The organism is Streptomonospora sediminis (genome assembly GCF_054778995.1).
The window spans coordinates 1-13,235 of sequence record NZ_BAAGYZ010000100.1 but is presented as its reverse complement, the minus strand read 5'-3'; the positions used below and the strand labels follow the sequence as shown (position 1 = coordinate 13,235).

Below are 13,235 nucleotides of genomic sequence, written 5' to 3'. Positions count from 1 at the left end.
GCCCGGTTCGCCATACTCAGCAATAATGAAAACCGTTTTCATTGCAGATGTCCATATATAGCAGGGCCGGGGCGGCCCGGTCGACCCCGGCCCCGCGGCGTTGGAGGGATCACATGGCCCAGGACTGGTTGCGCTGGCCCGAGGAGCAGGCCCGCGAATACCGCGACCGCGGACTGTGGGACGGCAGGCGGCTGGACGAGCTGCTGCGCACGGGCGCCGCCCGGCACGGCGGGCGCACGGCGCTCGTGGCGGGCGGGCGGCGGCTCGGCTACGCCGGCCTGGACGCGCGCGTGGACGAGCTGGCGGCGGGGCTGTCGGAGCTGCCGGTGCACCCCGGCGAACGCGTCCTGGTACAGCTGCCCAACAGGTGGGAGTACGTCGTTACGCTGTTCGCGCTGCTGCGCATCGGCGCCGTGCCGGTCCTCGCCCTGCCGTCGCTGGGGCCGGGCGAGGTGGAGTCGCTGGTCCGCACCGCCGAGGCGTGCGCCCTGGTGGTCGCCGAGGGCCGGGGGCGCGCCGACGCGCGGCCCGGCGCGGCACGCATCGCCGCATCCGCGCCGTCGGTGCGCCACCTCATCGTCGCGGGCGATCCCGGTAGCACGGGCGGGCTGTGCTGGGATGCGCTGCTGGAAGCCGGCACCGCTCCCCCGCTTCGGGCGGCAGGGACGGCCGAGCCGACCGCGGGAGCTGCAGGGAGCCCGGACCAGGAGCTGGCCCTGCTGCTGCTTTCGGGCGGCACCACGGGCACGCCCAAGCTCATCCCGCGCACCCACGCCGACTACGGCTACAACGCCCGCGCCTCCGCCGCGGCCTGCGGGGTGGGCGAGGACGCGGTCTACCTCGCCGTGCTTCCCGCAGCGCACAACTTCACGATGGTCTCCCCCGGCATCGTGGGCACGTTCGCGGCGGGCGGCACGGTCGTACTGAGCCCCGATCCCAGCCCCACCACGGCCTTCCGGCTCATCGAGGACGAAGGTGTGACCATCACCTCGCTCGTGCCCGCGCTGGTGCCGTCCTGGCTGGACGAGGCCGCCCGCACCTCCCGCGACCTGGGCTCGCTGCGGGTGCTCCAGGCCGGCGGGTCGCGGCTGGACGACACCACCGCCCGCCGGGTGGGTCCGGCGCTGGGCTGCCGCCTGCAGCAGGTGTTCGGCATGGCCGAAGGGCTCAACAACTACACCGGGCTCGACGACCCCGACGACCTCGTGTGCGCCACCCAGGGCAGGCCGCTCTCGCCCGCCGACGAGATCGTGGTCGCCGACGACAACGGCGACCCGGTGCCGCCGGGCACGCCCGGCGAGCTGCTCACCCGCGGCCCCTACACGCTGCGCGGCTACTACCGGGCGCGCGAGCTGGACGGGCTGCGGTTCACCCCGGAGGGGTTCTACCGCACCGGCGACCTGGTCGTGCGCTCCGAGCGCGGCGACCTGGTGGTCGTGGGCCGGGTCAAGGACCAGGTCAACCGCGCCGGCGAGAAGATCGCCGCGCTCGAGGTCGAGGAGCACCTGCTGAGCCTGCCCGGCGTACTGGAGGCGGCGGTGGTGGGCGTCGCCGACCCGCACCTCGGCGAGCGGTCGCTCGCCCTGCTGGTCACCCGCGACGAATGCCCGGACCGGGCGCAGGTGCGCGCGGCCATGCTGGAGCGCGGCGCGGCCCCCTACAAGGTCCCAGACGAGGTGCGCCGCGTGGCGGAACTGCCGCTGACCGGGGTGGGCAAGGTCGACAAGAAGCGGATCAAGCGGGAACTGGAGGAGGAGAGCGGGGGCGACGGCGCGGGCGCGGCAAGCCCGGCGGGCGCATAGGCGGCCGGGGCCCGGCGGCGGCGCCGGGCCCCGCGCGGAACCGCCGCCCGGGCTGCCGCGGGAACTCCTGCGGGAACCTGCGGGAATCGGCCGGGACCTGCCGCGGGAACCGCCGCCGAACCAGTGCGGAGCCCGCCGGGCTCCGCACGGAACCCCCGCCCGCACTCCCGCGGAGAACACCTCCGGATCACCCTCCCAACGCCGCCACTACATCCTTGGTGCCCGCGGTCGCAGCGCAGCGGCGCGCGGCGTAGGACAGGGCCATGGTGTGATCGGCCGCGGAGAAGTCGGCCACGGCGTCGGCGACGACGAAGGCCTGGAAGTCGCGCATGAACGCGTCGCACGCGGTCATCAGGACGCCGATGTGGGCGTAGATGCCGCAGACGACCACCTGGTCGCGGCCCCAGTCGCGCAGGCGCTCCTCCAGGTCGGTCCGCGCGAAAGCGCTGTAGCGCCACTTGGTGATCAGCGTCTCGCCATCGCCCGGCGCCAGCCCGTCCACGATGGCGGTGTGGTCGGGGTCGTCGCGCAGGCCCTCGCCCCACAGGTCGCGCAGTAGCCCCCGCTGTGCGGGCGGCTGGGCCCCGGGCTGCGCGGTGTAGACCCGCGGCACTCCCGCCTCCGCGCAGGCGGCCCGCAGGGCGCCGATGTTGGCCAGCAGACTCGGCACCGGCTCGCCGTCGCCGGGGAAGGCACCGAGGAAGTAGCGCTGCATGTCGTGGATCAGCAGCACACAGCGGTCGGGGTCGACCACCCAGGACATCCGGTTGGCGGGCAGCTCGCCCGCACCGGGCATGGGGTAGGGCTCGATTGACGGCAGTGCCATGAGCGGTCCTTTGCAGAGGATGGCGATGGTAACGATTATCATTATCACCTGAAGACGATAACGCGCACCACCCGGCACCACCCGGCCGGTCCAGCCGTACGGCCGGTAGGTGCGGCGGAGCCGCGCCAGCACCCAACTGCCTTCCGAAGTGGGAGCGCATGCCGCGATGGAGACCGGCCCCTTCACGGTCCTGGATGTCGGTCCGCTCAGGGCCGTCCATGTCGAACAGCACACGAGCGTGCTGTTTTTGGACGGTCCGCGCGAGGCGGAAGAACATATTCAGGTCATCGATAAGCTACGCAAGGAAGCCCATGGAAACGTGAAAACCGTGGAAAGCCGACGTAGCGCGCAGAGGTGAACTTTGAACAGCGGCGAGTGCATCGAGGTTTCCGGTTGGCGCAAGTCCAGTTATAGCGATGTCAACGCGGCGGCGTGCGTCGAGGTCGCCGGCTGGCGCAAGTCCAGCCACAGCGGCAACGGTCCAAGCTGTGTCGAGATCGCCGACTCCCCTCGCCACATCCACATCCGCGACACCCAGCACCGGGAACTGGGCCACCTCACCTTCCCCACCTCCTCCTGGCACACCTTCATCTCCACTCTCAAAACCGAGGAATTTTAGCCCGGCTCCCAGGCCATTCGCCCCGCCTCCGCCCGGTCCACCATGACCGAAAAGCGACAATGAAGTGTCCGTCGCTTGTCAGTACGACCCGCTGTTGAAAAGCCGAATGCCCGTCAGCCAGCGGACTTGGAGACCACCGTGGTGCGTGCCTGGGAAGCGGATCACGACGCGCGGTTCGTGCGGCGGTTGGGAATGACCGCCGCCGAACCGGGCGACAGCAAAGCGACCAAGGACTGCCCCGACATCTGGGATCTGGATAGCGGAGACGTCGCGGTCATCGGCCGCGACCTCACCGACACCTTGCGACCGCCTTCCCGCCGACGTGCGGGTCGGCGCCGACGAGCGGCTGGTGGTCATCCCGGGCCATATGCTGAGCGCGGCCAAGCCGGACGTCCGCGATGCTTGAGCGTATCCCCGCTCTCCCCGGCACGGAGTTGGCCCGCCCCGCCTACCACGCCGGCTTCGCCGGTGTGCAACTTAAGAAGTGTGTTGCGAGGTCGGTGGCGAGCATGCGGAAATACCCATCTGAGCTTTGATATTTGGGCATTTCTGCATGGTCATCGGGGTCCGGCCTGCCGCCCCCTCGGTCTCGCTCTCAGGTGGGCGCGTTCGCCCTGTTTGCCGAAGAGGCTGAGCACCTCGACCGGGTTGGCGCCGGCCGCGCCGAACCAGTGCGGTACGCGGGTGTCGAACTCCGCCGCCTCGCCGGGCGGAAGCACCAGGTCGTGCTCGCCGAGGATGAGGCGCAGCCGCCCGTTGAGCACGTAGAGCCACTCGTAGCCCTCGTGGACCTGCGGATCGGGCTCGTGTTCCGGAACGGAACCGGGCAGGACGAGCTTGTACGCCTGGATGCCGCCCGGACGGCGGGTCAGCGGCAGCATGGTCATCCGCCCGCGGGTGACCGGGCGCAGATGGACGCGCGGGTCGCCGGTGGGCGGGGCGTCGACGAGTTCGTCCAGCGTGACGCCGTGCTCCCTCGCCAGGGGCAGCAGCAGTTCGAGGGTCGGCCGGCGGGCTCCGGACTCCAACCGGGACAGCGTGCTCACCGAGATGCCGGTCGCCGCCGCTAGGTCGGTGAGCGTGGTCCCGCGCTTCCGGCGCAGCGCGCGAAGCCGCGGGCCCACGGAGTCGAGTGCGTAGTCGAGCTCGTCTGCCATGGACCCATCTTGCCATAACGGCAAAGAACTTTGCCCTGGTGGCGAGTGCGAAGCATGCTGGCCGTGGAGGTGGTCGAAATGACCGATGAATTGAACGAGAGCTACGACGTCGTCGTGATCGGCGGTGGCGCCGCCGGACTCAACGGAGCGCTGATGTTGGCCCGGGTGCGGCGGTCGGTGGCGGTGATCGACGCGGGCGCGCCGCGCAACGCGCCAGCAGCGGGGGTGCACGGGCTGCTGGCCCGCGACGGGATGAGCCCCGCCGAGCTACTGGAGCGCGCTCGCGCCGAGGTGCGCGGCTACGGGGGCCACGTCGTGCAGGGCGAGGTGCACTCGGCGGTCCGCGACGGCGACGGCGACGGCGGCAGCGGCGGTTTCGCCGTCGAACTGACCGACGGCCGGACCGTGCGCGCGCGCCGCCTGCTGGTGGCAACCGGTCTGGTCGACGAACTGCCCGACGTGCCCGGGCTGCGGGAGCAGTGGGGCCGCGATGTCGTGCACTGCCCCTACTGCCACGGCTGGGAGGTTCGCGACCGGGCCATCGGCGTGCTGGCCACCAATGGGCCGATGGCGTTGCACCAGGCGCTGCTGTTCCGGCAGTTGAGCAACGATGTCACCCTCTTCACCCACACCGCGGCCGCACCGACCGCCGAGGAGGCCGAGCAACTGGCGGCCCGCGGTATCAGGGTCGTGGAGGGCGAGGTGGCCGCCGTCGAGACCGCGGACGACCGCCTGGCAGGGCTGCGGCTCGGCGACGGCACACTGATCCCCCTCGGGGCGGTGGCGGTCGCGCCGCGGATGCACGGGTGGGCCGCCTTCCTGGAGAAGCTGGGCCTGGTCGCCGCCGAGCACCCGTTCGGCGACCACGTCGCCAGCGAGGCGGGCCGCACGGCCGTACCCGGGGTCTGGGTTGCGGGCAACACGACCGACCTGACCGCCCAGGTCGGCGCGGCCGCGAACGCGGGCGCGGGAGCGGGGGCGCAGATCAACGCCGAGCTGATTCAGGAGGAGACGGCCCGGGCGGTGACCGCCCACCGGGAGCCGTTCTCGATCGCGGCTGAAGCTGAACGCGCCGCGCAGGTGACGCGCGAGCGCGACCGCGCACGCTGAAACTCCCAGGGCAAGCAGCGGGACGCCCCGCGTGGCAGCGGAAGCGCTGGGGCCCTCTCCGCGCCCCGCGCATGCCGCAGCCCCGGCGGGCGGGTGGCGGCGGCGCCCCTGCGCCGCCTCCACCCCCGGAAACCGGCGGGCGAGATCGGGGCAACCCGCACAACGGTTGACCTCAATCTAACTTGAGATCCTACGTTCGGGGCAGCAATGTCGGCCCGGCCGACGCGCGGCACCACCTGCCACGGCCGCACCGCGGGACGTGGCGCGGCGGGGCCGCCGGGGCCGGCCGGCAGCCCTGTTGGCCACACGAGAGGGGATCTCCATGACCACGACGACCACCGCCGCCGACACCACCCCGATCACCGTCCTGGGGCTCGGCGAGATGGGGTCGGCCATCGCCGGGACCTTTCTTGCCCGCGGCCACCCGACGACCGTGTGGAACCGCTCCCCCGGCAAGGACGCGCCCTTGGTCGAGGCCGGTGCCGCGGCGTCCGCGACCGCGGCCGAGGCGGTCGCTGCGAGCCCGCTCGTGGTGGTCTGCCTGCTCGGCTACGACGCAGTGGACGAAGTCCTGGCCGGTGTCGGCGACGCGATCGCCGGCAAGGCGCTCGTGAACCTCACCAGCGGTTCTCCCCACCGGGCACGGACGACCGAACGCTGGGCGGTGGAGCACGGCGCCGAGTACATCGACGGCGGGATCATGGCCGACCCGCCGGACCTGGGCACACCCGACGCGCACCTCTCCTTCAGCGGTTCCCGCAACGCCTTCGACACCCATGAACCGGCGCTGCGCGCGTTGGGCACCGGCACGTTCTACGGCACCGACGCCGGGTTGGCCTCCGTCGAGTTCATGGCGCAGGTCGCGGCCGGCTACGAAACGCTGATCGGCTTCCTGCACACCCTGCGGCTGGTGCAGGCGGAAGGGGCCGACGTAGCGGAGTTCGCCGAACGCTTCGCGGCATCAATGGCCACCGGCTACCCGCCGTTGCTCACGGCCATGGGCAAAGCCGCCCGCGACGGCGAATTCCCACCGGACCTGGGCCCGCTGTCGGTACAGGCCGCGCTGATGGACGACCTGATCGAGCACCGCGAATCCCGCGGCATCGACGTGGTGCGGATGCGCGAAGTCAAATCCCTCATGGACCACCGGATCGCCACCGGCCACGGTGCGGAGGGGTTCTCAAGCCTCTTCGCCCTGCTGGGCAGCGGCCCGGACGCCGGACACGCCACCTGATAAGGACGGGAATCCAAGGCAAAGCGCGGCTCAGCCGGGCAATTCTTCATGATCATCGCCGGGCTAACGCGGCGGGGCGGCCGGGCCACCGCCGCGTTGGCCTGTGGGGAGGCGGGGCAGCACGGAGCGAGGCGAGGACCTTTCCGCCGCGGCTCACCGCCCCAGTGCGCCTTCTTCCTGGCGGTCGGGTGCTGCCGCAGCCGGGGTGTGGTGGAGGGCGGGGGCCGCGCCGGTGTCGTGTGCCGCGTCCGCGGGGGCCGGTTCAACGGGGCCCGCGCCCGGCTCCGCGGCGCGCGGCTCCACGCACCCCGGCTCCGCTGTGCCCGGTTCCACGAAGCCCTGCCCTACGGGGCCCGGATCCGCGGGTCCCGCCTCCAACGGGTCCGCGGCCTCGGGGACGGGGCGGTCGTCGGGGCTCAAGGCTCCGGATCCGAAAGCCGTCTCCTCCGGCTCATCGGCCAGGGCCCACATCCCGGCGGGGATGGTGAAGTAGGATGCCCACTCCGTCCGGGTGCCCTCGCCCAGGTGTTCCACGGTGTAGGTATAGGTGCCGTCGGGGTGGGGCCGGTGGGCGACCACGCGGGCGCTGCCGTGGGTGCGCACCTCCGCCGAGGTCTCGGCCGCGTCGTGGACTGCCAGTCCGGACGGATACGGGTGCTGGGGGATCGGGTCGAGCATGATCACTCCAGAAGGGATTGTTTCGGGCCTCAGGGGCGCCGCTTGCGGAGGCTCTCCCCGACTGCGGCGGCATGCCGCCCTCGTTCACCGCAGGTCACCTGGGCGACCGGGCGCATCCCCCATGGCCGGCCCGGCCAGCTGAGCACGGCCCGGCGTCGGCGGGGGCGGGCCCGGCCGTTCGGGTGGTGGCCGAGACGGCGACAGAGTGGCCAACTGTCCCAACCGCACCGTCCTAAACACCTCTCCCGCACCGGGCGGGCGCAGCCGGCACAACGCGCCCCGGACACGGGCCCCGCACGACGTGCAATCGGCACACTCCCCCCGCGGCCGAAACGCGCAGCGGCCGCTCCCGGGCCGCCGCGCGCTGGGCAGGTGCAACAGGGTGTACAGGTACGTGTACCTATCCGCGGTCTTGGCTCAGGGGCGCTGGCGGGTGGGGCGGACGACGATCTCGTTCACGTCCACGTCGCCGGGCTGGTCCATCGCCCAGGTCACCGCCCCGGCGATCGCCTCGGCCGGCAGAGCCGCGGCCCGGTAGGAGACCATCGCCTCCTTGGCGGCCGGGTCGGTGATGTGCTCGGCCAGTTCGCTTTCGACGACGCCGGGCGAGATGGTGGTGACGCGGATCGCGGGATCGAGCTCCTGGCGGAGCCCTTCGGTGATGGCCCAGGCGGCGAACTTCGTGCCGGAGTACACGGCCGAGGTGGGCACCACCTGGTGCGCGCCGATCGAGGCCACGGTCAGCAGGTGCCCGTGCCCCTGCTCACGGAAGTGGGGCAGGGCGGCGGCAACACCGTTGAGCAGCCCCTTGACGTTCACGTCGACCATGCGCGACCACTCGTCGACGCGCAGCGAGTCCATCGGCGAGAGCAGCATGACGCCGGCGTTGTTGACGATCGCGTCGATGCTGCCGCGCTCTGCGGCGGTCTTGTCGACGGCGGCGGTAACGGCCGCGGCGTCGGTGATGTCGAGTTCGCAGGCCTGGGCGGATCCGCCGGCGGCGGTGATGCGCTCGACCAGCGCGCCGAGCCGGTCGGCGCGGCGGGCGGCCAGGACGACGTGGTCGCCCGCGCTCGCGGCGCGGGTGGCGATCGCGGCGCCGATTCCGCTGCTGGCGCCGGTAACGAACACGGTCTTGGCGGTCCTGGCGGTCTTGGCTGTGTCAGTGGTCCCGGAGGACCCGGTGGTTGTTGTGCTCATGGTTGCCACCCTGCTCGGTGGCGCCGCACCGGGACCAGGCCGCGATCAACCTGGGAACGGCGCACCCACCCGCAGCCCGCTGCCTGTCGGCCGGGGCACCTGCGGCGGGTGCGCCTGCGGCGCGGCACACCTGCGGGTTCCCCGGCGCCGGGCGCGCCGCTGGTACGGCGGCGCCGCAGCGCCGGGGAACCCGGGACGGCTCAGGCGGCCGCTGCGGCCAGGGAGGCCGCGCGCTTCTTCTCCGCCGGGTCGCTGGGGTCCTTCAGCTTGGTCGACAGCACTGCGACGAGCACGTACATGCAGCTGAAGACCACCGCGACACCGCCGCCGCCGACCAGCGGGTGGAACACCGAGACCACCATGGGTCCGACGAACGCGGCACCGCCGGCGCCGAAGTTGAGCACCGCCAGCGCGGCGCCCTTGTCCTTGTGGCTGACCATCGACGGCATCAGCGCCGACAGCGGGACGAACCCGGCGAGCAGCACACCGTAGAGGCAGCCCAGCGCCATCGTGATCGGGAAGCTCTCGGTGGTCACGGCCGTGAAGTACCACAGCGGTGTGGCCACCGCGCAGCCCAGGCACCCGAAGAACGTCACCGTGCGGCGCCAGCCGAAGTAGTCGCCGAACACGCCGAAGAACAGGTTGGCGGCGATGTTGGCGCCGTAGGTCGTCGCGGTGAGCGTGGCGATCTGGGCGAGGCTGAGGAAGCCGTCGTTGCCGCCGGCACTGCCCAGCGTGAACGGGAACATCGCGAAGAAGCCGTACTGGGGAGCGGTGTTGACGATGCGCACCAGTCCGCCCACCAGGGTGCGGCGGTCGCGCCACAGGATGTCGACGCCCTCCAGCAGCCGCCGGTAGCTGCGGGGGTTCTCCACGGACTCGTCGGCGATGGGCTTGAGGCCACTGGGCTCGCGCACGGCAAAGGAGCCGAGCAGGCCGCCGATCGCCACCAGCACGAGCGACAGGATGAGGGTGTCGTGCAGCGTCATGCCCAGCGGGCCGATGGCCAGCGCCGCAACGCCGGCGCCGATGGTCGGCAGGCCGCCGGTGAAGGCGAACCAGAACCAGCCGGCCACCGAGCCGCGCATGCGCTGGGGGCTGGCGGTCTGCGCCCACACCAGGAAGGCGAAGGCGAACAGCGGGTAGGCGAACCCGCGGATGCCGTAGACGGTGACGATGAAGAAGAAGTTCTGCGTGGGGATGGCAGCGAAGAGGAAGATCATCTCGAAGACGACCCACCAGGCTGCACCGAGCCACATGACCCGGCGCGGACCCCAGATGGCCGAAAGGGTGCCCGACAGCCAGGAGGCGACCATGACGGCGAGCCCGTAGATGGTCACGGTGGCGAAGGTGGCCTGTTCGCCTTCGAGACCGCCCCCGTCGGGCTGCACCAGGTAGTCGGTGAGGTAGCTGATTTCCACGCCGTCGCCGACCATGTAGATCAGGACGGCGACGAATCCCCAGAACAGCGGCTTGGGGATGCCGATCCGCTCGATGCCGCGCAGCGGCGCCGAGTCGGGTTCGGGCGGGCTGGATGGCGGTCGCTGGGGCTGGCGTGAACTCGCCGGCTCGTCCATGGTCTCTCCTCGCTGGGGGTGGGTTCCGACCGCGGCGCGGACGCCGAGCACCGGGGCGCCGGGGCTGCCGGCGGGCCGGCCCCGCTGCGGACGGGATCGGTGATCGGCCGCCCGCGGCGCATCCGCGGCCCGGGGGCCGGCGGGTGCGGGCGGGCGCCGGTGCGCGGGCCGAGGTCTACGCACGGAGTCGAGGACCTGCGCACCGCGGGCCGCGGCCGCACCGGCCGTGCGACACCGCTGGTGACCCAGGTCTCACCTACATCGCAGGAGAGAACATAACCCGTGTGAAATTAACACGCAATACGTGATCTAGTTTTCCGTCGCGACGACGTCGACCTCCACCCGGTCGCGCAGCTCCTCCAGCAGGTCGGCACCGACGCCGTCGTCGACGATGAGGCGGTCGTAGGACTCCACCGGCGCCAGGTGGTGCAGCGCGGTGCGCGGCATCTTGCTGGAGTCCATGAGCAGGACCCTGGTGTGGGCCGCGGCGAGCATCGCCCGCTTGACCACGACGATCTCCTGCTCCTGGTGGTAGGTCATGGCCGCGGTCATGGCCGAGGTGCTGATGAAGGCGGTGTCGACGCTGACCGAGGCGATGGCCTCGGTGCAGGGCAGGCCGTTGAAGGAGTCGTGGGTGCGCGAGTAGTCGCCGCCCAGCGCGATCAACCGGACGTCCTTCATCGCGCACACCTCGTCGATGGTGCGGCGGTAGTTGGTGACCACGGTCAGCGGAGCGAGCTGCTCCAGTTCCGCGGTGAGCTGCAGTGCGGTGGTGGAGTCGTCGAGCATGACCGACCCGCCGGGCTCGACGTAGGCAGCGGCGCGGGCGGCGATCGCGCGCTTCTGGTCGATGCGCGCGTTGAGGCGGTACTCGGCGTCGCTCTCGAAGACCGTGGAGGGCTGGGCGGAAACCCCGCCGCGGAACTTGCGCAGCAGGCCGCGGCGGGCCAGTTCGTCGAGGTCGCGGTGGACTGTCATCACACTGACACCGGTGAGTTCGGCCAGTTCGATCGCCGTGGCCGAGCCCTGCTTGGCCACGAACTCGGCGATGGCCTGCTGGCGCGCTTCCTGGGGGCGGGCGTCGCCGCGTCGGGTACTCATTGGACCTCTGTCCTCGAACTCCGGGTGGCTGATGGCGTGCGGGCCGCCGGTGGACGGCACGCCTGTCAGACGGTACCGAAGGCGTCCCGTGCCGCCGGAGATAACACCAGGCATGGCGAAATCACGTTGTCGATGTTAATTTAACGCCATCCATGTCATGAGGGTTGAGGAGAGGACGCGATGAGCAGCACACTCCACGCGGTGGTGTTCGATCTCGATGGTGTACTTATCGAGAGCGACCACCTGTGGGAAGAGATGTGGTCGGGCTACGCCGCTCGCCACGGCGCCCAGTGGACCTCCGAGGACACCGGGACCGTCCAGGGCATGAGTTCGCGCGAATGGTCGCACTACCTCAACCAGATGGCAGGTGCCGAGGAGTCCGACGAAGACACCGAACGCGCCGTCGTCGACGGCATGGTCGAGGCCTTCGAGCAGGAGCGCGTCGGACTGCTGCCGGGCGCCCGCGAAACCGTGGCCGCCGTCAGCGCCGAGGTGCCCATCGCCCTGGCCTCCTCCGCGCCGCGCCGCCTCATCGACGCGGTGCTGCGCGGCCACGGCCTCGTCGACCACTTCTCCGCCACCGTCTCCAGCGCCGAGGTCGCCCGCGGCAAGCCCAGTCCCGACGTCTACCTGGAGGCGGCCGCGCGGATCGGGCAGAAGGGCAGCGAGTGCGCGGCCGTGGAGGACTCCTCCAACGGCATCCGCGCCGCCTACGCCGCCGAGATGACGGTGGTCGCCCTGCCCAACCCCGCCCCCGGCTACCGCCCGGCCCCCGACGCGCTGGAAAAGGCCACCGAGGAGGCAACCGACCTGGCCGACGTCCGCGAGCGGCTGCTGCGCCTGCTCGGCCGCACCGCTCCACAGGGGAGCAACTGATGTCCGCGACCGCCGACCCCGCCACCTTCAAGTCCTCCTGGGTCCAGGGCCTGGTCAGCTCCTACTCCCGGCTGGTCGCGCCCGTGCCCGACGCGCACGGCGTGCTGAGCACGCGCGCGCCCGAGCAGGGCCGCGTCAGCGTCGTCATCGGCGGCGGCTGCGGCCACTACCCGGCCTTTGCCGGCCTGGTGGGGCCGGGCCTCGCTGACGCCGCCGTCATCGGCGACGTGTTCACCAGCCCCAGCGCCGAGCAGGTCTACCGCACGGCGCGCGCTGTCGACGGCGGCGCGGGCGTGCTGTTCAGCTTCGGCAACTACGCCGGCGACGTCATGCACTTCGGTCTGGCCGCGCGGCGGCTCGCGGCCGAAGGCACCGACTCCCGCACGGTGCTGGTGACCGACGACGTCGCCAGCGGCTCGGCCGACGACACCAGCGCCCGCCGCGGCGTGGCCGGGGACTTCTTCGTCTTCAAGATCGCCTCCGCCGCAGCGGCCCGCGGCTACGACCTCGACGGCGTCGCCCGGGTGGCCGAGCGCGCCAACGCCATGACCCGCACCTTCGGCGCGGCCTTCGGCGGGTGCACCCTGCCGGGCCAGGACGAACCGCTGTTCACCGTGCCGCAGGGCACCATGGAGCTGGGGCTGGGCATCCACGGCGAGGCCGGCCTGCGCCGGGTACCGGCCCAGGACCCCGCCGGGGTGGCCGACGAGCTCGTCGACACCCTGCTGCCCGAGCTGCCCGAACCGGCGACCGGGCGGGCCGCGGTGCTGCTCAACGGGCTGGGCCAGACGCCCTACGAGGACCTGTTCATCTGCTACGCCCAGGTGCACCGGCGCCTGGCCGAGGCCGGTATCACGCCGCACCGCCCCGAGGTGGGCGAGTTCGTGACCTCCCTGGACATGGCCGGGCTGTCGCTGTCGGTGATGATGCTCGACGACGAACTGGCCGACCTCTACGACGAGCCCTGCCAGACCCCGGCGTTTACCGCGGCCCCCGTGCGGGCCGACGAGGCGGCCGACGCGCCCCGGCCCGGCACGGTCGCCGCCGCCGGCGCG

The 13,235-nt window shown here is 72.0% G+C and carries 14 protein-coding genes; 7 read left to right on the top strand and 7 right to left on the bottom strand.

What is annotated here, in order from left to right:
- Positions 1-113 precede the first annotated feature (113 nt).
- Complete coding sequence (locus ACYVD5_RS19165; protein ID WP_461002455.1) at positions 114-1,802, top strand: (2,3-dihydroxybenzoyl)adenylate synthase; 1,689 nt, start codon at positions 114-116, stop codon at positions 1,800-1,802.
- A 187-nt stretch (positions 1,803-1,989) separates the two neighbouring features.
- On the opposite strand, the gene ACYVD5_RS19160 is transcribed toward ACYVD5_RS19165, so the two are convergent.
- The gene (locus ACYVD5_RS19160) at positions 1,990-2,628 is read right to left on the bottom strand and encodes an isochorismatase family protein (protein ID WP_461002454.1); all 639 of its coding nucleotides are present in this window, start codon (positions 2,626-2,628) and stop codon (positions 1,990-1,992) included.
- 109 nt (positions 2,629-2,737) lie between these two features.
- Here ACYVD5_RS19160 and ACYVD5_RS19155 point away from each other — a divergent pair, with 109 nt between their 5' ends.
- On the top strand, positions 2,738-2,986 hold the full coding sequence (locus ACYVD5_RS19155; RefSeq protein ID WP_461002453.1) for a Scr1 family TA system antitoxin-like transcriptional regulator: 249 nt from the start codon (positions 2,738-2,740) through the stop codon (positions 2,984-2,986).
- A gap of 3 nt (positions 2,987-2,989) precedes the next feature.
- Positions 2,990-3,247, top strand: a complete 258-nt coding sequence (locus ACYVD5_RS19150; RefSeq protein ID WP_461002452.1) for a DUF397 domain-containing protein — start codon at positions 2,990-2,992, stop codon at positions 3,245-3,247.
- A gap of 78 nt (positions 3,248-3,325) precedes the next feature.
- Here ACYVD5_RS19150 and ACYVD5_RS19145 read toward each other — a convergent pair whose 3' ends face one another.
- Complete coding sequence (locus ACYVD5_RS19145; RefSeq protein ID WP_461002451.1) at positions 3,326-3,604, bottom strand: hypothetical protein; 279 nt, start codon at positions 3,602-3,604, stop codon at positions 3,326-3,328.
- A 200-nt stretch (positions 3,605-3,804) separates the two neighbouring features.
- On the bottom strand, positions 3,805-4,404 hold the full coding sequence (locus ACYVD5_RS19140; protein ID WP_461002450.1) for a helix-turn-helix domain-containing protein: 600 nt from the start codon (positions 4,402-4,404) through the stop codon (positions 3,805-3,807).
- Positions 4,405-4,482: 78 nt separating this feature from the next.
- Here ACYVD5_RS19140 and ACYVD5_RS19135 point away from each other — a divergent pair, with 78 nt between their 5' ends.
- Positions 4,483-5,514, top strand: coding sequence for an NAD(P)/FAD-dependent oxidoreductase (locus ACYVD5_RS19135; RefSeq protein ID WP_461002449.1), 1,032 nt, complete (start codon positions 4,483-4,485; stop codon positions 5,512-5,514).
- A gap of 322 nt (positions 5,515-5,836) precedes the next feature.
- Positions 5,837-6,748, top strand: a complete 912-nt coding sequence (locus ACYVD5_RS19130) for an NAD(P)-dependent oxidoreductase (protein WP_461002448.1) — start codon at positions 5,837-5,839, stop codon at positions 6,746-6,748.
- Between the two features lie 153 nt (positions 6,749-6,901).
- Here ACYVD5_RS19130 and ACYVD5_RS19125 read toward each other — a convergent pair whose 3' ends face one another.
- The 4 genes from ACYVD5_RS19125 to ACYVD5_RS19110 form a co-directional block, all read right to left on the bottom strand.
- Positions 6,902-7,426 carry a hypothetical protein gene (locus ACYVD5_RS19125; protein ID WP_461002447.1) on the bottom strand — a complete coding sequence of 175 codons (525 nt, stop codon included), beginning with the start codon at positions 7,424-7,426 and terminating at the stop codon, positions 6,902-6,904.
- A gap of 417 nt (positions 7,427-7,843) precedes the next feature.
- Positions 7,844-8,626: an SDR family oxidoreductase gene (locus ACYVD5_RS19120; protein WP_461002446.1), complete on the bottom strand. Its 783-nt coding sequence runs from the start codon at positions 8,624-8,626 to the stop codon at positions 7,844-7,846.
- Positions 8,627-8,826: 200 nt separating this feature from the next.
- A complete protein-coding gene (locus tag ACYVD5_RS19115) occupies positions 8,827-10,203 on the bottom strand; it encodes an MFS transporter (protein WP_461002445.1) in 1,377 nt (458 codons plus the stop codon).
- A 309-nt stretch (positions 10,204-10,512) separates the two neighbouring features.
- Positions 10,513-11,304, bottom strand: coding sequence for a DeoR/GlpR family DNA-binding transcription regulator (locus ACYVD5_RS19110; protein WP_461002444.1), 792 nt, complete (start codon positions 11,302-11,304; stop codon positions 10,513-10,515).
- 180 nt (positions 11,305-11,484) lie between these two features.
- Here ACYVD5_RS19110 and ACYVD5_RS19105 point away from each other — a divergent pair, with 180 nt between their 5' ends.
- Both ACYVD5_RS19105 and ACYVD5_RS19100 read left to right on the top strand, forming a co-directional pair.
- Complete coding sequence (locus ACYVD5_RS19105; RefSeq protein WP_461002443.1) at positions 11,485-12,180, top strand: HAD family hydrolase; 696 nt, start codon at positions 11,485-11,487, stop codon at positions 12,178-12,180.
- The coding region (locus ACYVD5_RS19100; protein ID WP_461002442.1) for a dihydroxyacetone kinase subunit DhaK at positions 12,180-13,235 on the top strand (1,056 nt) is incomplete at its 3' end. The genes ACYVD5_RS19105 and ACYVD5_RS19100, both read left to right, overlap by 1 nt.

Bases quoted from the DNA above. Each gene is read 5' to 3' on its own strand.
- ACYVD5_RS19165 (WP_461002455.1), top strand. From the start codon at position 114: ATGGCCCAGGACTGGTTGCGCTGGCCCGAGGAGCAGGCCCGCGAATAC.
- ACYVD5_RS19160 (WP_461002454.1), bottom strand. From the start codon at position 2,628: ATGGCACTGCCGTCAATCGAGCCCTACCCCATGCCCGGTGCGGGCGAG.
- ACYVD5_RS19145 (WP_461002451.1), bottom strand. From the start codon at position 3,604: ATGACCACCAGCCGCTCGTCGGCGCCGACCCGCACGTCGGCGGGAAGG.
- ACYVD5_RS19140 (WP_461002450.1), bottom strand. From the start codon at position 4,404: ATGGCAGACGAGCTCGACTACGCACTCGACTCCGTGGGCCCGCGGCTT.
- ACYVD5_RS19135 (WP_461002449.1), top strand. From the start codon at position 4,483: ATGACCGATGAATTGAACGAGAGCTACGACGTCGTCGTGATCGGCGGT.
- ACYVD5_RS19130 (WP_461002448.1), top strand. From the start codon at position 5,837: ATGACCACGACGACCACCGCCGCCGACACCACCCCGATCACCGTCCTG.
- ACYVD5_RS19125 (WP_461002447.1), bottom strand. From the start codon at position 7,426: ATGCTCGACCCGATCCCCCAGCACCCGTATCCGTCCGGACTGGCAGTC.
- ACYVD5_RS19120 (WP_461002446.1), bottom strand. From the start codon at position 8,626: ATGAGCACAACAACCACCGGGTCCTCCGGGACCACTGACACAGCCAAG.
- ACYVD5_RS19115 (WP_461002445.1), bottom strand. From the start codon at position 10,203: ATGGACGAGCCGGCGAGTTCACGCCAGCCCCAGCGACCGCCATCCAGC.
- ACYVD5_RS19110 (WP_461002444.1), bottom strand. From the start codon at position 11,304: ATGAGTACCCGACGCGGCGACGCCCGCCCCCAGGAAGCGCGCCAGCAG.
- ACYVD5_RS19105 (WP_461002443.1), top strand. From the start codon at position 11,485: ATGAGCAGCACACTCCACGCGGTGGTGTTCGATCTCGATGGTGTACTT.